The 18,601-nt window shown below is 75.1% G+C and carries 20 protein-coding genes; 15 read left to right on the top strand and 5 right to left on the bottom strand.

Annotated elements, in window-relative coordinates; genetic code table 11:
- Window positions 1-39 precede the first annotated feature (39 nt).
- The 11 genes from RF640_RS07045 (at window position 40) to RF640_RS07095 (ending at window position 8,618) form a co-directional block, all read left to right on the top strand.
- Complete coding sequence (locus RF640_RS07045) at window positions 40-438, top strand: molybdopterin-binding protein (protein ID WP_017833044.1); 399 nt, start codon at window positions 40-42, stop codon at window positions 436-438.
- Between the two features lie 7 nt (window positions 439-445).
- The gene (modA, locus tag RF640_RS07050) at window positions 446-1,204 is read left to right on the top strand and encodes a molybdate ABC transporter substrate-binding protein (RefSeq protein ID WP_368827247.1); all 759 of its coding nucleotides are present in this window, start codon (window positions 446-448) and stop codon (window positions 1,202-1,204) included.
- A complete protein-coding gene (locus tag RF640_RS07055) occupies window positions 1,201-2,007 on the top strand; it encodes an ABC transporter permease (RefSeq protein ID WP_368827249.1) in 807 nt (268 codons plus the stop codon). The genes modA and RF640_RS07055 overlap by 4 nt, the downstream gene beginning before the upstream one ends.
- Window positions 2,008-2,036: 29 nt before the next feature.
- Window positions 2,037-2,675, top strand: coding sequence for a sulfate/molybdate ABC transporter ATP-binding protein (locus RF640_RS07060; protein WP_229587645.1), 639 nt, complete (start codon window positions 2,037-2,039; stop codon window positions 2,673-2,675).
- Between the two features lie 124 nt (window positions 2,676-2,799).
- Window positions 2,800-4,008, top strand: a complete 1,209-nt coding sequence (locus RF640_RS07065) for an acyl-CoA dehydrogenase family protein (protein ID WP_109242991.1) — start codon at window positions 2,800-2,802, stop codon at window positions 4,006-4,008.
- Window positions 4,009-4,073: 65 nt separating this feature from the next.
- Window positions 4,074-4,832, top strand: a complete 759-nt coding sequence (locus RF640_RS07070; protein ID WP_035925563.1) for an SDR family NAD(P)-dependent oxidoreductase — start codon at window positions 4,074-4,076, stop codon at window positions 4,830-4,832.
- Between the two features lie 25 nt (window positions 4,833-4,857).
- Window positions 4,858-5,439, top strand: coding sequence for an orotate phosphoribosyltransferase (gene pyrE, locus RF640_RS07075; protein ID WP_017833050.1), 582 nt, complete (start codon window positions 4,858-4,860; stop codon window positions 5,437-5,439).
- Complete coding sequence (locus RF640_RS07080) at window positions 5,432-6,085, top strand: TrmH family RNA methyltransferase (protein ID WP_368827252.1); 654 nt, start codon at window positions 5,432-5,434, stop codon at window positions 6,083-6,085. The genes pyrE and RF640_RS07080 overlap by 8 nt, the downstream gene beginning before the upstream one ends.
- Window positions 6,086-6,183: 98 nt before the next feature.
- Complete coding sequence (gene fbaA / locus RF640_RS07085) at window positions 6,184-7,206, top strand: class II fructose-bisphosphate aldolase (protein WP_035925569.1); 1,023 nt, start codon at window positions 6,184-6,186, stop codon at window positions 7,204-7,206.
- A 120-nt stretch (window positions 7,207-7,326) separates the two neighbouring features.
- The gene (locus tag RF640_RS07090) at window positions 7,327-7,746 is read left to right on the top strand and encodes a DUF3151 domain-containing protein (RefSeq protein WP_017833053.1); all 420 of its coding nucleotides are present in this window, start codon (window positions 7,327-7,329) and stop codon (window positions 7,744-7,746) included.
- Between the two features lie 107 nt (window positions 7,747-7,853).
- The gene (locus tag RF640_RS07095; RefSeq protein ID WP_109221778.1) at window positions 7,854-8,618 is read left to right on the top strand and encodes an aspartate/glutamate racemase family protein; all 765 of its coding nucleotides are present in this window, start codon (window positions 7,854-7,856) and stop codon (window positions 8,616-8,618) included.
- An 11-nt stretch (window positions 8,619-8,629) separates the two neighbouring features.
- Here the strand turns inward: RF640_RS07095 and RF640_RS07100 are convergent, their stop codons facing one another.
- Window positions 8,630-9,340: a maleate cis-trans isomerase gene (locus RF640_RS07100; RefSeq protein WP_368827255.1), complete on the bottom strand. Its 711-nt coding sequence runs from the start codon at window positions 9,338-9,340 to the stop codon at window positions 8,630-8,632.
- Between the two features lie 91 nt (window positions 9,341-9,431).
- Between RF640_RS07100 and RF640_RS07105 the strand changes: the two genes are divergently transcribed.
- The 3 genes from RF640_RS07105 to RF640_RS07115 all read left to right on the top strand — a co-directional run bounded on the left by RF640_RS07105 (window position 9,432) and on the right by RF640_RS07115 (window position 12,120).
- Window positions 9,432-10,877, top strand: coding sequence for an amidase (locus RF640_RS07105; RefSeq protein WP_109268546.1), 1,446 nt, complete (start codon window positions 9,432-9,434; stop codon window positions 10,875-10,877).
- On the top strand, window positions 10,874-11,377 hold the full coding sequence (locus RF640_RS07110) for a DUF3830 family protein (protein WP_017833058.1): 504 nt from the start codon (window positions 10,874-10,876) through the stop codon (window positions 11,375-11,377). Before RF640_RS07105 ends, RF640_RS07110 begins: the two co-directional genes overlap by 4 nt.
- Window positions 11,378-11,457: 80 nt before the next feature.
- On the top strand, window positions 11,458-12,120 hold the full coding sequence (locus RF640_RS07115; protein ID WP_035925743.1) for a GntR family transcriptional regulator: 663 nt from the start codon (window positions 11,458-11,460) through the stop codon (window positions 12,118-12,120).
- 39 nt (window positions 12,121-12,159) lie between these two features.
- Here the strand turns inward: RF640_RS07115 and RF640_RS07120 are convergent, their stop codons facing one another.
- Window positions 12,160-12,897 (bottom strand): trimeric intracellular cation channel family protein, encoded by a 738-nt coding sequence (locus RF640_RS07120; protein ID WP_017833060.1) that lies wholly within the window; start codon window positions 12,895-12,897, stop codon window positions 12,160-12,162.
- Window positions 12,898-12,991: 94 nt separating this feature from the next.
- Between RF640_RS07120 and RF640_RS07125 the strand changes: the two genes are divergently transcribed.
- Window positions 12,992-13,846 carry an AI-2E family transporter gene (locus tag RF640_RS07125; RefSeq protein WP_368827258.1) on the top strand — a complete coding sequence of 285 codons (855 nt, stop codon included), beginning with the start codon at window positions 12,992-12,994 and terminating at the stop codon, window positions 13,844-13,846.
- A 168-nt stretch (window positions 13,847-14,014) separates the two neighbouring features.
- Here the strand turns inward: RF640_RS07125 and RF640_RS07130 are convergent, their stop codons facing one another.
- Genes RF640_RS07130 through RF640_RS07140 form a run of 3 tightly spaced genes read right to left on the bottom strand, consistent with a single transcriptional unit; the run spans window position 14,015 to window position 18,597 of the window.
- Window positions 14,015-15,265 (bottom strand): phosphatidylserine/phosphatidylglycerophosphate/cardiolipin synthase family protein, encoded by a 1,251-nt coding sequence (locus RF640_RS07130; RefSeq protein WP_051063743.1) that lies wholly within the window; start codon window positions 15,263-15,265, stop codon window positions 14,015-14,017.
- A 42-nt stretch (window positions 15,266-15,307) separates the two neighbouring features.
- Window positions 15,308-15,781, bottom strand: coding sequence for an SHOCT domain-containing protein (locus tag RF640_RS07135; protein ID WP_017833062.1), 474 nt, complete (start codon window positions 15,779-15,781; stop codon window positions 15,308-15,310).
- On the bottom strand, window positions 15,778-18,597 hold the full coding sequence (locus tag RF640_RS07140; protein ID WP_368827260.1) for a LuxR C-terminal-related transcriptional regulator: 2,820 nt from the start codon (window positions 18,595-18,597) through the stop codon (window positions 15,778-15,780). Before RF640_RS07140 ends, RF640_RS07135 begins: the two co-directional genes overlap by 4 nt.
- Between the last annotated feature and the right edge of the window lie 4 nt (window positions 18,598-18,601).

Genomic DNA, 18,601 nt, shown 5'->3' on the forward strand with positions numbered 1-18,601 from the left:
TGCCGGACGAATGACCGCAGATGCGGATAGCATGGCGCCATGACCGAGCTCAGGATCGCCGAGGCCGCCCGCTTCCTCGGCGTCAGCGACGACACCGTCCGGCGCTGGATCGACCAGGGCGCGCTGCACAGCACCCGGAGCGCGACCGGCCAGACCGTGGTGGACGGACTGGAGCTGGCCCGCCTGCTCAAGGAGCGCGCCGTCCGGCCCGAGGACCCCGCGCACGTCGCCAGCTCGGCGCGCAACCGGTTCGTGGGACTGGTCACCGAGGTCGTCTCGGACACCGTGATGTCCCAGGTGGAGCTGCAGTGCGGCCCGCACCGGGTGGTCTCGCTCATGAGCACCGAGGCCGTCCGGGACCTGGGCCTGGAGCCCGGCCGCGTGGCCACGGCCGTCGTCAAGTCGACCAGTGTCGTCGTCGAGACCCCCGGGGCGTGAGGCGGCGGTGCGCACCAGGGCCCCCGCCGCGGCCGTCCTCCTCGCCGCCCTCGGCCTCGGCGCCACCGGGTGCGGGGCCGGCGGGGACCCCGCGACCGTTCTCGACGTCCACGCCGCCGCCTCCCTCACCGGCACCTTCACCGAGCTCGCCGAGCAGTTCGAGGCGCAGCACCCGGGGGTCGAGGTGTCCCTGAGCTTCGCCGGGTCCTCCACCCTGGTCCAGCAGCTCACGGAGGGGGCGCCCGCCGACGTCCTCGCCACCGCGGACGAGCGGAGCATGGCCGGGGCCGCGGCGGCCGGCCTCGTCGACGGCGAGCCCGAGGTCTTCGCGACCAACGTCCTGACCGTGGTCGTGCCCGCCGGCAACCCCGCCGGCGTCGCGTCCTTCCGGGACCTGGCGGAGCCGGGCGTGCAGGTCGTGGTGTGCGCCCCGCAGGTGCCGTGCGGCGCCGCCGGCGAGCGGGCCCAGGATGCCTCGGGCGTGCGGCTGAGCCCGGTGAGCGAGGAGGGCTCCGTGACGGACGTGCTCGGCAAGGTCGTCTCGGGCCAGGCGGACGCCGGCCTGGTCTACGCCACGGACGCACGCTCGGCCGGGGACGCGGTCGAGGTCGTCGAGGTCCCGCAGGCGGCGCAGGCCGTCACCCGTTCCCCCGTCGCCGCGCTCGCGGACTCCGACGAGCCGGAGCTCGCCCGGCAGTTCACCGAGCTCGTCGCCGGCGACCGCGGCCGGGAGGTCCTGGCCGGGGCGGGGTTCGGGGCGCCGTGACCCGGCGCCGTCCCCGCGGGTTCAGCACCGTCCCCGGCTGGGTGTGGATCCCGGCGGCCCTGGGCGCCCTGGTGGTGGTCCTGCCGGTCCTCGGGATGCTCGCCCGGGTGGACGGGGGTGGCTTCCTCGGGCTGATCACCTCCGAGTCCTCCCGCACCGCGCTGTGGCTGAGCCTGCGCACCGCGACCGTCTCCACCGCGCTGTGCGTGCTGCTGGGCACCCCGCTGGCCCTGGTGCTGGCCCGCGCCCGGCTGCCCGGGGCGCGGCTGCTGCGGGCACTGGTGCTGCTGCCGCTCGTGCTGCCGCCCGTGGTCGGCGGGATCGCCCTGCTCCACACCTTCGGGCGCCACGGGCTCGTGGGGCGCCACCTCGAGCTGGCGGGGATCAGCATCGCCTTCACCACCGTGGCCGTGGTGCTCGCCCAGACGTTCGTGGCGCTGCCGTTCCTCGTGGTCAGCCTCGAGGGCGCGCTGCGCAGCGCGGCGGCGAGCTACGAGGAGGTCGCGGCCACGCTCGGCGCCCGGCCCACCACCGTGCTGCGCCGGGTCACCCTCCCGCTGGTGCTGCCGGGGCTGGCCTCCGGCGCGGTGCTCTCCTTCGCCCGCTGCCTGGGCGAGTTCGGCGCCACCCTGACCTTCGCCGGCAGCCTGCAGGGGACCACCCGGACCCTGCCCCTGGAGATCTACCTGCTGCGGGAGACGGACCCGGACGCCGCCGTCGCCCTCTCGCTCGTGCTCGTGGTCGTGGCGGTCCTCGTCGTGGGGCTCTCCGCCCCCGTGCGCCGGACGGCGGGCCGGCGGTGACCGGGCCGGCGGCGACGGAGGGGCTGTCCGTGACCGCCCGGCTGGCCGCCCGGGACGTGGACCTCTCGCTGAGCGTCCCGCCGGGGGCCACCGTGGCGGTGACCGGCCACAACGGCGCGGGGAAGTCCACCCTCTTCGCCGTCCTCGCCGGGCTGCTCGTGCCGGACACCGGCCGGTGCACCCTCGACGGGACCGTGCTCTTCGACCTCGACGCCACGGGGCGCGGGCGCTGGGTGCCCCCGCACGAGCGCGGCATCGCGCTCATGGCGCAGGAGCCGCTGCTGTTCCCGCACCTGAGCGTGCTCGAGAACGTGGCCTTCGGCCCGCGCAGCCGCGGGGCGGGCCGGGCCCGGTCGCGGACCGCCGCCCGGCACTGGCTCGCCGAGGTGGGCGCCGAGCAGTTCGCCGACCGCCGCCCGGCCCAGCTCTCCGGCGGCCAGGCGCAGCGCGTGGCGATCGCCCGGGCCCTGGCGGCCGAGCCGCGGCTGCTGCTGCTGGACGAGCCGTTCTCCGCCCTGGACGCGGCCGCCCGGCCCCTCGTCCGCGAACTCCTCGTCCGGGTGCTGGCGGGGCGCACGGCCCTGGTCATCAGCCACGACCCCGGGGACGCCGCCGCCCTCGCCGAGCACGTCGTGGTGCTCGAGCACGGCCGGGTCGCGGCGGGCTGAGCACCGCGCCGGAGCGCTCCGGCGCCTCCCCGGTCCGCGCAGTACGATCGGGACCACCACCGTTTTCGTATGACCCGGCTCACACGACCCACCCCGTCGTGACGGGCCGACGAGAGGACCACCCATGACTCCCGTCCTGCGCGGCGAATCCCCGTCCGTGGAGCAGCACCCCGGCATCCCCTTCCCGGACGCCGACCTCTTCTGCTTCGCCGCCCTGCTCCCCCCGGAGGAGCGCGCCCGGCTGGCCGACCTGCACACCTTCCTCCAGGAGCAGGTCCGCCCCGTGGTCACGCCCTACTGGAACCGCGAGGAGTTCCCGTCCCACCTGCTCCCGGCGCTGGCCGCCCACGGGCTCGGCGAGCTCGAGCTCTCCGGGGCGAGCCGGCTCTACCGGGGCCTGGCCTACGCCGAGGTCGCCCGGGCCGACGTGTCGCTGAGCGCCCTCGTCGGGATCCACAACGAGCTCATCGTCGACCTGATCGCCGCCCTGGGCTCGGAGGAGCAGAAGAACCGCTGGCTGCCCGACCTGCGCCGCTTCCGGGCCCTCGGCGCCTTCGCCCTCACCGAGCCCGAGCACGGCTCCGACATCGCCGGCGGCCTGGCCACCACCGCGACCCGGGACGGGGACGAGTGGGTGCTCACCGGGACCAAGCGCTGGATCGGCGCCGGCACGATCGCCGACGTCGCGATCGTCTGGGCCCGCGACACCGCCGACGGGAAGGTCAAGGGCTTCCTCGTGGAGACCGACCGGCCGGGCTGGTCCGCCACGAAGATCGAGCACAAGATCGGGCTGCGGATCATGCAGAACGCCGACATCGTCCTGGACGAGGTCCGCATCCCGGCGGACAACGCCCTGCCCGGGGCGCAGGACTTCGCCGCGGCCAACGTGATGCTGCGCAACTCCCGCGCCTGGGTGGGCTGGCAGAGCGCCGGGGTCCAGCTCGCGATCTTCGACGTCGCCCGCGACTACGCCCTGACCCGGCGGCAGTTCGGCCGCCCGCTCGCGAAGTTCCAGCTCGTCCAGGAGCCCCTCGCCCGGATCCTCGGCAACGCCACGGCCGCCCTGGGCCTCATGGCCCAGATCGCCCGGCTCCAGGAGGACGGGGGCTTCGACATGCCCCACGCCGCGCTGGCCAAGGCCACCACCACGTCCCTGGCCCGCGAGTCCGCGGCCCTGGGCCGGAACCTGCTCGGCGGCAACGGCGTGGTCACCGACCACGAGATGGCCAAGCTCTTCAACGACGTCGAGATCCTCTACACCTACGAGGGCACCTACGAGATCAACGCCCTGATCGTGGGCCGCGCCGTCACCGGCGTCTCCGCGTTCGTCTGAGCCGGGTCCCCGCACCACCGTCCGGCCCCCACCGCCCCGAGCAGCTCCTTCCGAAAGGACCCCGCATGGACGTCACCGACACCTCCGCCCTCGTCACCGGCGCCGCCTCGGGCCTCGGCGCGGCCACCGCCGCGATGCTCGCCGGGCGCGGCGTGCGGGTCTTCGGCGTGGACCTCCCGGCAGCGCTCGAGAACGCCCCCGACGTCCCCGGCGTCACCCGCGTGCCCGCCGACGTCACCGACCGGGAGCAGGTGCGCGGGGCCGTGGCGGCCGCGGCCGGCGCCGGGCCCCTGCGCACCGTGGTCAACTGTGCCGGCATCGGCCCCTCGGCCCGGGTGCTGGGGAAGAAGGGGGTGCACGACCTCGACCTGTTCGAGACCGTGCTGCGCGTGAACCTCCTCGGCACCTTCACGGTCCTCGCCCTGGCCGCGGAGCGGATCGCCGCCACCGACCCCGTCGACGACGACGGCCAGCGCGGGCTGGTCGTCAACACGGCCTCCGTCGCCGCGTTCGAGGGGCAGGTGGGGCAGGCCGCCTACGCGGCGTCGAAGGGCGGGGTGCACAGCTTAGGGCTCACCGCGGCCCGGGACCTCGCGAGCGCCGGCATCCGGGTGAACACCATCGCCCCCGGCGTGATCGAGACGCCCATGCTCGCGGCGGTGGGCGAGGAGTTCCGGGCCGCGCTCGCGGCGGGCGTGCCGTTCCCGCGCCGGCTCGGCCGGCCCGGGGAGTTCGCCCAGCTCGTGGCGGCGTTCCTCGACAACGACTACCTCAACGGCACCACCGTCCGGATGGACGGGGCGCTGCGCATGGCGCCCCGCTGAGAGACCGCCCCATAGACTGGGGCCCATGACCACCGACTTCTCGCCCGTCGACCTCGCGACGGCCCGCGACCGCCTCCGCCAGCTGATCATCGACCTCGCCGTGGTGCGGGGCCGGGTCACGCTCGCCAGCGGCATCGAGGCCGACTACTACGTGGACCTGCGCCGCGTGACCCTCCACCACGAGGCGTCGCGCTACGTGGGTCAGGTGATGCTGGCGCTGCTCGACGAGGCCGGGATCTCCTGCGCCGCCGTGGGCGGGCTGACCATGGGGGCGGACCCCGTGGGCCACGCGATCATGCGCACGGCGGGGGACCAGGGCCGGGCCGTCGACACGTTCGTGGTCCGCAAGGCCCAGAAGAGCTACGGGATGGGCCGCCAGGTCGAGGGCCCCCCGGTGCAGGGCCGCGACGTCGTCGTCGTGGAGGACACCTCCACGACCGGCGGGTCCGCGCTCACCGCGGTGGAGGCCCTGCAGCGGGCCGGCGCCAACGTGGTGGCCGTGGCGATCATCGTGGACCGGCGGACCGGCGCCAAGGAGCGCATCGAGGAGACGGCGGGCGTGCCGTGCCTCTACGCCTTCACGAAGGACGAGCTCGGGCTTGACTGACCCCGTCGACGGGACCGGCGCCGCGGGACCGGCCCCCGCTGTGGGCGTCGGCCCCTGGGCGGGCCCGTGGCCCGAGGGGGAGCAGTGGGACCCGGAGCTGCTCGAGCACGGGGACCGGCGCAACGTCGTGGACGCCTACCGGTACTGGACGATGGACGCGATCGTGGCCGATCTGGACAACCGCCGGCACGGGTTCCACGTGGCGGTCGAGAACTGGCAGCACGACCTGAACATCGGCTCGGTGGTGCGCACCGCCAACGCGTTCCTCGCCCGGGAGGTGCACATCATCGGCAGACGGCGCTGGAACCGCAGGGGCGCGATGGTCACCGACCGGTACCAGCACCTGCGCCACCACGCGAGCGTCGAGGAGTTCGCCGCCTGGGCGGACGCCGAGGGCCTGCCCGTGATCGGGATCGACAACTTCCCCGACTCGCAGCGGCTCGAGACCTACGACCTGCCCGAGCGCTGCGTGCTGGTGCTCGGCCAGGAGGGGCCGGGGCTGAGCCCCGAGATGCACGCCGCTGCCGGGGCCACCCTGTCGATCGCCCAGTTCGGCTCGACCCGCTCCATCAACGCCTCCGCGGCGGCCGCGGTGGCGATGCACGCCTGGGTCCGGCGCCACGTCTTCGGCCAGCCGGTCGCCTGACGGGCGACCCGCCGCGTCCACCCGCCGTCCCCCGTCGTCCCGCGGCGCGGCTTTGGCTAGAGTGGGAGCCAGGCCACACCCGAACCGAAGGAGCCAGCATGCCCATCGCAACCCCTGATGTCTACGCCGAGATGATCGACCGGGCCAAGGAGAAGGGTTTCGCCTACCCGGCGATCAACGTCACCTCCTCCCAGACCCTCAACGCCGCCATCCGCGGCTTCGCCGAGGCCGGCTCGGACGGCATCATCCAGGCCTCCACCGGCGGCGCCGCCTACTGGTCCGGGGCCTCCGTCAAGGACATGGTCACCGGCTCGCTCGCCATGGCGGCCTTCGCGCGCGAGGTCGCCAAGAACTACGACGTCAACATCGCCCTGCACACCGACCACTGCCCGCAGGACAAGCTCGAGGGCTTCGTGCTGCCGCTGCTGGAGGAGTCGGAGAAGGCCGTGGCCCGCGGCGAGGACCCGATCTTCCAGTCCCACATGTGGGACGGCTCCGCCATCGAGCTCGACGAGAACCTGAAGATCGCCCAGGACCTGCTGGCCCGCACGAACAAGGCCAAGATCATCCTGGAGGTCGAGATCGGCGCGGTCGGCGGCGAGGAGGACGGCGTCGAGAACGAGATCAACGAGAAGCTGTACTCCACCGTCGAGGACGGTCTCGCCACGGTCGAGGCCCTCGGCGCCGGCGAGAACGGCCGCTACCTCACCGCCCTGACCTTCGGCAACGTGCACGGCGTGTACAAGCCCGGCGGGGTCAAGCTGCGCCCCGAGCTGCTGCAGCAGATCCAGGCGGAGGTCGGCAAGAAGCTCGGCCAGGACCGCCCGTTCGACCTCGTCTTCCACGGCGGCTCCGGCTCCTCCGCGCAGGAGATCGCCGACGCCGTCTCCTACGGCGTGGTCAAGATGAACGTGGACACCGACACCCAGTACGCCTTCACCCGCCCCATCGCCGGGTTCATGTTCGCCAACTACGACGGCGTCCTGAAGATCGACGGCGAGGTCGGCAACAAGAAGAAGTACGACCCGCGCGTGTGGGGGGCCCTGGCCGAGGAGTCCATGGCCGCCCGCGTGGTCGAGGCCTGCCAGAACCTCGGCTCCGCCGGGACCTCCGTCAAGTAGCCGCCCCTCCGCGGCCGCGGAGCACGACGGCGGCGTCCTGCCCGAGCGGGGCGCCGCCGTCGTTCCCGCGCCCGTCCTGCACGCCCCGCAGTCCCGCGCATCGAAAGGACCCCGTCCCTCATGAGCCTCACCGGCAAGAACCTGCTCGGCGGCCCCGAGCCCACCTACCTCACCGAGGACCCGGGCCTGGTCGAGCGCATCGAGGCGGGCGACGAGGCGGAGGACCTCGCCGCGCGCTTCCCGAAGGCCTCCCTCGCGTGGGCCATGTGCGCCGAGGACGCCCTCGCCGAGGGCCGCGTCCTCGAGGGCTACGCCTTCGCCCGCGTGGGCTACCACCGCGGCCTCGACGCCCTGCGCGGCCACGGGTGGAAGGGCCACGGGCCCGTCCCGTTCTCCCACGAGCCCAACCGCGGCTTCCTGCGGGCGCTCGCGGCCCTGGGCCGGGCCGCCGCGGCCATCGGCGAGTTCGACGAGGCCGAGCGGATCCAGAAGTTCCTCAACGACTCGGACCCCACCGCCGCGGAGCAGCTGCAGCGCTGACCCGGCGGTCGCCAGGGCCCGGGGGACGTCGGAGGACGGCTCCCGGGCCCTCGTCGTGTCCGGTCACGACCGTTGTCGACCGGCCGGAGCGGTGCCAGCATGGAGGCATGGCCGCCCCGCAGACGCCCCTCCCGGAGGGCCCCGGCGTCCAGCGCGTGCTCGGCGTGGTGAACCCCTACGACATGGCCCTCGACCGCGAGATGTGGCGGTGGATGCCCGCGACGACGTCCCTGGCGGTGGCGCGCACGCCGTACCACCCCCTGGTCGTGGACGAGCTCATGGCCGCGCGGATCGGCGACGACGCCGAGATCAGGGCGGCGGCCCGCTCCCTGGCGGCCGTGGGCCCGGAGGCCGTGGTCTACGCCTGCACGTCCGGCAGCTTCGTGCACGGCCGGCGGGGGGCCCGGCGGATCTCCCGGACGATCGCCGAGGAGACCGGTGTCCCGGCCCTCACCACCTCCGAGGCGCTGCTCGAGGCGCTCGACGCCCTGGGCACGACCGCCCTCGCGATCGCCACCCCCTACGTCGAGCGGCTCACGCAGCGGCTGGAGGACTTCCTCGCGGAGGACGGCAGGGACGTCGTCGCCTGCGCGGGCCTGGGGCTGGACCGGCTCATCTGGCACGTCCCCTACGCCGTGACGGCGGACCTCGTCCGCCGGGCGGACCGGCAGGAGGCCCGGGCCGTTTTCGTCGCCTGCACCAACCTGCCCACCTACGACCTCATCGCGCCCCTCGAGCAGGAGCTGGGCAAGCCGGTGCTGACCGCCAACCAGGTCACGCTGTGGGCGGGCCTGCGCCGGCTGGGCCTGACCCCGGAGGGCCCGGGGCAGCGCCTGTGCGCCCTGCCGTCCCGCGAGGCCGAGCTGCGCTGAGCGGGCCCGGGTCAGGCCCGGAAGAGGGCGCCGAGCCGGTCGGCGCGGGCGGGGTGCCCGGCCAGCCGCAGCCCGTGCCACGCCGTCACCTGGTTCGCGGTCAGCACGGGCAGCCCGAGCGCCCGCTCGAGCTCCGGCAGGGCGGCCACCGTGTGCAGGGCCGTGTCCGGGACGAGCAGGCACTCGGCGCCCCGGACGTCCGCGGCGCGCGTGGCCCCGAGCAGCCACTCGGCGTCGAGGCGCCCGGCGTCCTCGCCGCTGGGGACGCCGTGGGCGGACAGCGCCGTGACCGTGATGCCGTCCCCGGCCAGGAAGGCCGTGAAGCGGACCGCGACGTCCGCCGGGTAGGTCGCCGCCACCGCGACCCGGCGGGCCCCCAGGTGCCGGACCGCCGCCGAGAACGCCCAGGACGTCGAGGAGGCGGGAGCGCCGCCGGCCTCGGCCACCCAGCGGGCCTGGACGAGCGCGCCCTCCCGGCCGTGCACGAAGCTGCCCGACGTGCAGGCCCACAGCACGGCGTCCGGGGCGTGGGCGCGCGCCCGGCGGGCGGCGGGCTCCAGGTGCCGGCGGGCGCCGAGGTCGAGCAGCGCCCCGACGTCGTGCGCGGTGCCGCCCTCCCAGGTGTGCACCACGGGGAAGGCGGCGTCCGGCACGAGGCGCTCCAGCACCGCGTAGTCGTCCTCCGCGCTGTGCCCGGGATAGAGCATGACCACGGTGTGCACGTCGGGGCGCCCCCTCCCGGGAGGGTTGGACGAGATCGGCGAAGAGCTTACAGTTTGATTGTCGACAATCGTAGCCGCCGGAGGGGGTCCCGTGCAGGACGTGCTGGAGCTGTCCGCGCTGCAGCTGTCGGCGGCCTACGCCGCGGGCGAGCTGTCGCCGGTCGAGGTCGTCGAGGCGACGCTGCGCGCGATCGAGACCGTGGACCCGGTCCTCAACGCCTTCTGCCTCGTGGAGGGCGACGAGGCGCTGCGCGGCGCCCGGGACTCGCAGGAGCGCTGGGCCCGCGGGGAGGGGCGCGGACCGCTGGACGGGGTGCCCACCACGGTCAAGGACCTGCTCCTGGCCCGCGGCCGGCCCACCCTGCGGGGCTCCCTGCTCGTCGACGACGCCGGGCCGTGGGACGAGGACGCCCCGTCGGTGGCCCGGCTCAAGGAGGCCGGCGCGGTGCTCGTCGGCAGGACGACCACCCCGGAGTTCGGCTGGAAGGGCGTCACGGACAGCCCCCGCACCGGTGTCACGGTCAACCCCTGGGACACCGCCCGGACCCCCGGCGGCTCCTCGGGCGGCTCGGCCGCCGCCGTGGCGGCCCGGCTCGGCGCCCTGTCGGTGGGCACCGACGGCGGGGGGTCCGTCCGCATCCCGGCCTCCTTCTGCGGGATTGTGGGGCTCAAGCCCACCTACGGGCTGGTGCCCCTGTACCCGGCGAGCCCCTTCGGCACGCTGGCCCACGCCGGGCCGCTGACCCGCACCGTGGCCGACGCCGCCGCGATGCTCGACGCCCTGTCCGGGTACGACCCCCGGGACTGGTCCGCGCTGCCCACCCCCACCGGGAGCTTCCTCGGCCGGCTGGCCGGCCCGGAGCGGGCGGCCGGCCTGCGGGTGGCCTTCAGCCCGGACCTCGGCTACGGCGCCAACGACCCCGGGGTGGAGCGCTCCGTGCGGGCGGCCGTCGGGGTGCTGGCCGAGCTCGGCGCGGTGGTCGAGGAGGTGGAGCTGGGCCAGGAGGACCCCGTGTGGGCCTACCACGTGCTCTGGTTCAGCGGCGCGGCGGCCGTGGTGGCCGGCTGCGGGGCGGGCGCGCTCGAACGGATCGACCCCTCCCTGCGCGCCGCGCTCGAGCGGCACCACGGCTTCACCGCCCAGGACTACCTCGACGCCACGGCCTGCCGCATGGCCTGGGGCCGCCGGATGGGCCTGCTGCACGAGCGCTACGACGTCCTCGTGACGCCCACCCTGCCCCGGACGGCCTTCGAGGCCGGCACGGACGTCCCGGCCGGGTCCCCGAGCCAGGACTGGACCAGCTGGACGCCCTACTCCTACCCCTTCAACCTCACCCAGCAGCCCGCGGTCACCGTCCCGTGCGGGCTCTCCGCGGAGGGGCTGCCCGTCGGCCTGCAGATCGTGGGCCCGCGCCACGGCGACCAGCGGGTGCTCGACGCCGCGGCCGCCTACGAGGCCGCGGCCGGCCACGGCGCCCTCCGCCCACCGGCCGCGGCCCGGTCCTCCGCCGCGGTGCCGGTGCGGAGCACCCCGTGACCCGCTACCTCACCGTCGGCCTGGAGCGGCGCGCCGTCACCGCCCGCGCCCGGCTCCTGGACCGCGAGGCGCCCCGGACCGCCGAGGCCGTCTGGCGGGCGCTGCCCCTCGCCGGCCAGGTCTTCCACGGGAAGTTCGCCCGCAACGAGATCTACGCCCTGGTCCCGGCGTTCGCGCCCGAGGAGCCGGGGCCCGAGAACCAGACCGTGACGCCCATCCCGGGGGACCTCTGCTACTTCAGCTTCGACGGGGTGCTCGAGAACCCCGCCTACGGCTACGACGCCTCCTCCGGGACCTCCGAGCACCGCCTGCTCATCGACCTCGCCGTCTTCTACGGCCGGAACAACCTGCTGCTCAATGGAGACGTTGGGTGGGTGCCGGGCAACGTCTTCGCCACGATCGAGGACGGCCTCGACGAGCTGGCCGCCGCGTGCCAGGACGTGTGGATGGGCGGGGCCCGGGGCGAGACCCTGCGGTTCGCCCGCGCGGAGGAGCCCTGAGCCGGCCGGCACGGCGCGAACTAGGATGGATCCTCGGCCCGGGCGCCCCGCCCCGGGCCGGACGAGAGATGGAGAGCAGCATGGCAGCCCGGTCGGCCCTTCCCCCCGTGGTCCAGGAGTCGACCCCTGCGCTCATCGCCAGGATCCTGCGGGAGGCCATCGCCGACGGCCGCTTCCCGCCCGGGAGCCAGCTCGTGGAGCAGGAGCTGGCCAGGGAGCTCAACGTGAGCCGGGGACCCCTGCGCGAGGCCATGCAGCGGCTCACGCAGGAGGGCCTGCTCGTGGGCCACCGCAACCGCGGGCTGTTCGTGATGGAGCTGACCGAGGACGCGGTCCGGGACATGTACCTCGCCCGGGAGGCCGTGGAGTGCGCGGCCGTGCGCCGGATCGTGGCCACGGGCACCGGGCCCCGGGCCGCCGAGGCGCTGGCCGTGCCGCTGGCCGAGATGCGGGCCGCCGCCCCGGAGCCGAACGGGCGCGCGATGTCGGAGGCGGACCTGCACTTCCACGAGCTGCTCGTGGAGCTCGCCGGCAGCCCCCGGCTGCTCGGCATGCACCGGACGCTGCTCACCCAGATCCGGATGTCCCTGACCGGCATGCAGGGGACCTACGGGTCCGCCGACGCCCGCCTCCGGGAGCACACCGAGATCGCCGAGGCGCTCGACGCGCAGGACGCGGACCGTGCGGACACGCTGCTGCGGGCCCACATGCAGGACGGACTCGAGCGGGTCCTGGGCGCCTGACCGGGCTGCGCCCCTGCCCGCGCGCGGGCCGGCGGGGCGTCAGGACGCGCCGGGCTCCTCGCCGCGGCCGGGACCGCCGGGCCGGCGCGGACGCCACATCGGGCGGGGCCAGTCCCTGCGGGGCAGGCGCACGTTCCACTCGCCCGCCCCGGGCAGCCGCCACCCCCGGCGCCGGGCCACCACGGTGACCGTGGCGGCGGTGAGGATCGCCGCGGCCATGCCCCAGTTGGGGTAGCCCAGACCGTGCAGCACCGCCATCTCGGCGCTGCCGATCACCGCCCCGGTCGCGTAGAGGGTGTTGCCGCCGAAGATCATCGGCACCCGCCCCACCGCGATGTCGCGGATCATCCCGCCGCCCACGGCGGTGATCACCCCGATCATGACGGCCGGCAGCCAGGTCAGTCCCACGTCGAGGGCCTTGCCCGTGCCCGTCGCCGCCCAGCAGCCCAGGGCCAGGGCGTCGGCCACCACCAGGACGCGGTTGGTCCACTTCCCCCGGAACTGCAGGAAGAACGCGATGGTGGCGCCGGCGATCGCCGTGATCAGGTACGCGGGGTTCGTCAGGGCCACGGGGAAGCCGACCTGCAGGAGGGTGTCGCGCAGCAGTCCCCCGCCGAGCGCGGAGACGACGGCCAGGAACGCGAAGCCGACGGGGTCCATCTTCAGCTGGCGCGCCACCACCCCGCCCAGGACGCCGTTGGTCAGCACGCCGAGCAGGTCGACGGCGTCGAAGGCCGCGCTCGGGTCGAGATCCTCCACGGCCACCACGACCACCACCGCCTCTCCCGCGTCACGCCGACGCCCGAGGGTAGCACCGTCTCCCGCGCCCCTGCTGGCCACCGCGGCGGCGTTCCTGGGCATCCTCGCTCTGGTGGGCGGGGTGGTGACGGGCATCGTCCTCGCGGTCCGCAGCGAGTGGGACAACCTCTCGGCCTCGGCCGTGGAGGGGTGGGAGGAGCCGCAGCGCGTGATCATGTCCGGGCCCCTGCCCGTGGACACCGCCTCCCTGGACGCGCTGCTCCAGCGGGCCACCGACTTCCTCACGTCCAGCGCGTTCGCCGGGGGAGCCATCAGCGGGCTCACGGCCGCCACCGAGTTCCTCGCCGGCGTGGTGCTCATGACCGTCGTCCTGTTCTTCTTCCTGAAGGACGGCGCGAAGATGTGGAACTTCACGCTGCGCTGGTTCCACGGCGGGACCCGGGCGCGGCTCGCCGAGTCCGGGGACCGGGCGGTCCAGGTGCTCGGCGGCTACGTGCGCGGCACCGCGGTCGTCGCCGCCGTCGACGCGGTGTTCATCGGGGTGCCCCTGGCCCTGCTCGGGGTGCCCTTGGCGCTGCCGCTGGCCGTCATCGTGTTCATCGGCGGGTTCGTCCCGATCGTCGGCGCCACGGCCGCGGGGATCCTGGCCGCCCTGGTCGCGCTCGTGACCAACGGCCCGTGGACCGCCCTGATCGTGGCCGGCGTCGTCGTCGTCGTCAACCAGATCGAGGGCGACCTCCTCCAGCCCGTGGTGATGGGCCGGACCCTGAGCCTGCACGCGATCGTCGTGCTGCTGGCCCTCACGGTGGGCACCATCGTCGGCGGGATCTTCGGGGCCATCCTCGCCGTGCCGATCACCGCGGTGGCCTGGGCCGTGATCCAGGTGTGGAGCGGCCGGTACCAGGCGGGGGAGGACCCGGTGCTGGGACCGGACCCGCTCGACCCCCAGGACACCGCCCGGTCCTAGGCGAGCATGGCCGAGCGGTGGAAGTACCAGCGGATGCGCTACCAGCACCGCCCCGGCGGCCGGCTCGGGGCCACGGAGCACGACGCCCGCGGGCGGCCGCACGACGGCCCGCCCCGGCCGGGGACGAGCCGGAAGCGCAGGCCTGAGCGGCCCCGGAGGGCCACGGCGTCACAGGAAGGGGCGCAGCGGCACCAGGACGGTCTCGGCGAACCAGGCCGCGGGGGACCGCTCGTCCCACCGGCCCGCGGTCAGCTCCCGGCAGTTCTCGCTGTCGGCGGCGAAGACCGCCTCCATGTCCGCGGCCACGTCCCGGTCGTGGATCTCGAGGTTCGTCTCGTAGTTGAAGCCCAGGCTCAGCCGGTCGATGTTGGCGGTGCCGACGATCGACCACTGCCCGTCGATCGTCGCGGTCTTGGCGTGGATCATGGCGTGGCGGTAGAGCAGCACGGTGATGTCCGCGGCCAGCAGGGTCGAGTAGAAGCCGCGGGAGAGCCAGTCGGCGAGCACGTGGTTGGAGTCCTCGGGCAGGATGACGCGCACGTCCACGCCCCGCCGGGACGCCTCGATCAGGGCGGAGAGGATCTGCTGGTCGGGGATGAAGTAGGCGGTGGTCAGGTAGATGTGGTCCGTGGCCCGGTGGATCGCGTCGAGGTAGACGCTGCGGATCGGGTACACGAGGCTGGCCGGGATGTTGTTGATCGCGCGCACCCGCGAGTCCCAGGAGCCGGGGTTCACGTGCGGGAGCTTCGGCCGCCGCGCCGAGGGGTGGTTCCACACCGCGGCGAAGGAGTGGCCCAGCTCGAAGGCGGCGGGGCCGGTGAGCCGCACGTGGGTGTCCCGCCACTGCGTGGCGTAGAGCGAGCCGAGGTTGTAGCCGCCCACGAACCCGACCTCGTCGTCGACCACCAGCAGCTTGCGGTGGGTCAGCCCGGTCGCCTGCAGGGGGCTCAGCAGCAGGCGCGGGCGCAGGACGGGGAACCGGAAGACGTGCACGTCCGGGTGGAAGCGGTAGAAGCCGCGGGGCACCACGAGGTTGCCGAAGCCGTCGTACATGACGTGCACCTCGACACCGCGGGCGGCGGCGTCGTTGACGGCGTCCAGGAACTCGCGCCCGACCTCGTCGTCCTTCCAGATGAAGGTCTCCAGCAGCACCCGGTGCCGGGCGCCGCGGATCGCGGCGAGCATGTCCCGGTAGAGGTCCTCGCCGTAGGTGTAGATCGTGGTGCCGGTCTCCGCGACCGTGTGCTCGAACGTGCCCGGGCGGGGGAACCCGGAGCGCCTCGAGCGGCTCCGGCGCTTGATCGCGTCGGTGGCCACCAGGGTGGCCACCACCGCCGCCTGCACGGCCACCATGCCCAGGGCGGAGCGGACGGCGAACGAACGGAGCAGGCGGGGCCCGGAGGAACGAGGAATTCTCATCCGCGAAGCCTACCCGGGCGCCGCCGGCGGTGCGGGGCGGCCTCAGACCGTCCGCGCCGCCGCCCGGCCCGCGGCGTCGTCCTCCGCACCGTCCTCCGCGCCGCCACCCGTCGACGACGACGGTGCTGCGGTCGTGCCGCCGGCGGTCGGCCCGTCCGCGCCCGGGGAGCCGTCGCCCAGGAGCCGGGCCTTCTCGGCCTCGAACTCCCCGGCGGTCAGCGCGCCGCGGTCCCGGAGGTCCGCCAGGAGCGTCAGCTGGTGGGCACGGCCCCCGTCACCCGGCCCCGGACGCGACCGGGCCGCCGCGAGGCGCTGCTCCTCGGCGGCGCCGACGGACCGGGTGAGGAGATAGACCAGCGGTCCCACGAACGGCAGCAGGACGATCACGAGCGCCCACAGCACCTTCGTCCCGCCCCTGATGTCCTCACGGCGGGTGATGTCGACCAGCGCCACGCCCCAGAGCAGGGCCAGCGGCGTCCAGATCACCAGCAGCCACAGAAACTCCCAGAAGTTCATGAGGTCCTCCCCGGTCCGGCGGGGCTCTCGGCGTCCCCGGGTTCACCTCCAGGGTCCCGCTCCGCCGCGGGCCGGGCCTCACCCGGCGCGGGTGATCCGGGGGACCCGTCGAGGGTCGTGTGCTCCAGGAGGCCGAGCGTCCGGGCGCGGAGCACGGCCTCCCGCCGGGTGCTGACGCCGAGCTTGCGGTACAGGGACTTCAGGTGCGCCTTGACGGTGTTCACCGACAGGTACAGCTCGGCGCCGACCTCCGTGTTGCTCATCATCGTCGGCAGCAGCAGGAGCACGCTGCGCTCGCGGCTGGTCAGCGACTCCAGCACGGCCGGTGCGCGGGTGGGGGTGCTGCCGCCGAGGAGGTCCAGGACGGTCCCGACGAACTCCCGGTGCGTGCCCACGGCCCGCCGGTGCAGCTCCAGCAGTCTCCTGACCCGCTGCCCGTCCACGAGCAGGAAGGGGCGCACGATGTGCTCGGGGGCCGCCACGGCCAGACAACGCCCGAGGCAGGCGTGGGCCTGCACCTCGTCGCGGAGCCGGTCGTGGGCGAGGGCCGCCAGCAGCCAGGCCTCGACGGCGGGTCCTCCGTCCACCTCGGTCTCCCGGAACAGGTGCTGCAGCTGCCGCAGGCACTGCGCGGGGTCGTTGGTCTCCAGCAGGGCCCGGGCCCGCAGGACGATCCGGTGCCCGTGGGGCCGCCGCCGGGACGGGGCGGTGACGGGCGGGTCGCCGAGCAGCGCCGGGACGGCGGCGGGCCGTCCCTCCGCCAGGAGGATCTCGGCCCGGATCAGCTCGCACCACTGGGCGAGGAAGTCCGGCATCGCCCAGTCCTGCGTGCTCCCGCGCAGTCGCCCCAGGAGGTGCCGGGCCGCGGTCACGTCCCCCTTCGAGAGCTCGAGCCGCACGCCCACCAGGGCCAGGCCGGTCTCCGCGTAGCGGTCCGGCACCCGGCCCACGCACGCCCTCCCGCGGTCGAGGGCGGCGGCGCAGGCCCCGACGTCGTGCTCCAGGAGCCGGATCACCGCCTCCGCCAGGAACGCCGTGGCCGTCAGCGGGAGGAAGGTCCAGCCGGACTCCTCCGCGACGGCCAGTGCGACGTCCACCTCGCGGCGAGCCTCCCGCAGCCGGCCGCGCATCGCCTTCAGGGCGGCGAGGTTCCCGTGCAGGTGCAGCGCGAGCACCGGGGTCATGGCGGAGCGGTCCGCGAGAGCTGCCACCGTCCGGGTGAGGGTGGTCTCGGCGGCGCCGAGCTCACCGGTCCACAGGAGGCCCATGGCCAGCACCGTGGCGGTGGCGATGCGGTACACGGGGGCGGCCGGGAGCTCCTCGGGGAGCACCTCGTCCAGCTGCCGGATCGCGGTCCTGGAACGGCGGACCTGCTCGGTGGCGTCCGCGTGCATCCACGCCAGAACGGCGTCGAGCGTGGAGAGCACCACCGTGGTCAGCCGGGCGTCCTGCGCGGACAGCCGGAGCAGCAGCTCGCGGGCGCGCGCGGCGTGGGAGGCGACCCCCACCGGGTCGTAGGCGGCGTAGCGCACGGCGGCGACCGCGGCGGCCACCTCGCAGTCCCGGGCGACCAGCTCGTCCGGCACGCCGCTGAGCAGCGCGACGACGGCCGCGCGGTCCGTGCCCAGGACCTCCGCGCCGGCGCTGCGCAGGACGAACCGGGCCAGCGCCGGCCAGTCCTGCGCCGCGCGCAGGTGCCGGGCCGCTTCGAGCAGCTCCCCGTGGGCCGCGAACCAGCCCGCGGCGCGCCGGTGCAGGACGGCCTGCCGCGCGGGGTCCTCCGCCCTGAGCCGGTGGCGCAGCAGGTCGGCGAAGAGGTGGTGGTAGCGGTACCACTCCCGCCGGTCGTCGAGGGCGACCACGAAGAGGTTCTCGTGCTCGAGCCTGGCCAGCAGCCGCTGGCCGTCGCTGCGGCCCGTCAGGGTGTCGGCGAGCTCGCCCGAGACGCGCCGGACCACGCAGGTGTCGAGCAGGAACCGGGTCAGCGCGGGCTCCTGCTGCGCGAGGACCTCCTCGGTGAAGTAGTCGGCGGGACCGCGCTGGTCCCCGGCCAGTCCGCGGACGGCCGCGTCCACGTCCTCGGCGCCCTCGAGGGCCAGCGCGGCGAGACGGAGCCCTGCCGCCCAGCCCTCCGTCCTCGTCAGCAGCACGGCCAGCTGCGGCGGTGTGGGGGCGACCTCTTGGGCGGCGAGGAGCTCCAGGGCCTCCGCGGGGTCGAAGCGGAGGTCGTCGGCGCGGAGCTCCGTCAGCCGGCCGCTCAGCCGCAGCCGCTGCAGCGGCAGGTCCGGGTCGCTGCGGGTGGCGATCACCGGGCGGAGGGCGCCGAGGTCCTTCCGGGCCGCCGCGGCCAGGGTCTCCTCGGCGGGCGAGCCCGCGATGCGGTGCAGGTCGTCGAGCACGAGCACCCGCGGCGCCGGGAGCAGCCCGCAGGCCTCCACCAGGAGGTCGACGAAGCGGGGATCGTGGGTCGGCGGGGCGCGCAGACCGGCCAGGGCGCTCCCGGGGCCGACGTCGGGCGCGGCCTGCAGGGACGCCAGGACGCGGGCCCAGAGCTGCTGGGGGTCCCGGTCCTCGGGCTCCACCGACAGCCAGGCCACGGGCGGGCGGCGCGGTGCGGCCCACCCCGACAGGAGCAGCGTCTTGCCCGCCCCCGCCGGGGCGGAGACGACCACGGTGCCGGCGGCCACCCCGGCGTCGAGCATCCGCTCGAGACGCGGGCGGCGCACCGTCCTGGCGGGCACCCGGGGGATCGAGGAGCGCGTGGCGGACAGCGGTTCCGGCGGCGGTGGACGAGCCCCGCTCCGTTCGCCCGTCATGCTT

The organism is Kocuria sp. CPCC 205231 (assembly GCF_040980965.1).
Lineage (GTDB): Bacteria > Actinomycetota > Actinomycetes > Actinomycetales > Micrococcaceae > Kocuria > Kocuria rosea.

Bases quoted from the DNA above. Each gene is read 5' to 3' on its own strand.
- RF640_RS07045 (WP_017833044.1), top strand. From the start codon at position 40: ATGACCGAGCTCAGGATCGCCGAGGCCGCCCGCTTCCTCGGCGTCAGC.
- RF640_RS07065 (WP_109242991.1), top strand. From the start codon at position 2,800: ATGACTCCCGTCCTGCGCGGCGAATCCCCGTCCGTGGAGCAGCACCCC.
- RF640_RS07070 (WP_035925563.1), top strand. From the start codon at position 4,074: ATGGACGTCACCGACACCTCCGCCCTCGTCACCGGCGCCGCCTCGGGC.
- pyrE (WP_017833050.1), top strand. From the start codon at position 4,858: ATGACCACCGACTTCTCGCCCGTCGACCTCGCGACGGCCCGCGACCGC.
- fbaA (WP_035925569.1), top strand. From the start codon at position 6,184: ATGCCCATCGCAACCCCTGATGTCTACGCCGAGATGATCGACCGGGCC.
- RF640_RS07090 (WP_017833053.1), top strand. From the start codon at position 7,327: ATGAGCCTCACCGGCAAGAACCTGCTCGGCGGCCCCGAGCCCACCTAC.
- RF640_RS07095 (WP_109221778.1), top strand. From the start codon at position 7,854: ATGGCCGCCCCGCAGACGCCCCTCCCGGAGGGCCCCGGCGTCCAGCGC.
- RF640_RS07115 (WP_035925743.1), top strand. From the start codon at position 11,458: ATGGCAGCCCGGTCGGCCCTTCCCCCCGTGGTCCAGGAGTCGACCCCT.
- RF640_RS07130 (WP_051063743.1), bottom strand. From the start codon at position 15,265: ATGAGAATTCCTCGTTCCTCCGGGCCCCGCCTGCTCCGTTCGTTCGCC.
- RF640_RS07135 (WP_017833062.1), bottom strand. From the start codon at position 15,781: ATGAACTTCTGGGAGTTTCTGTGGCTGCTGGTGATCTGGACGCCGCTG.
- RF640_RS07140 (WP_368827260.1), bottom strand. From the start codon at position 18,597: ATGACGGGCGAACGGAGCGGGGCTCGTCCACCGCCGCCGGAACCGCTG.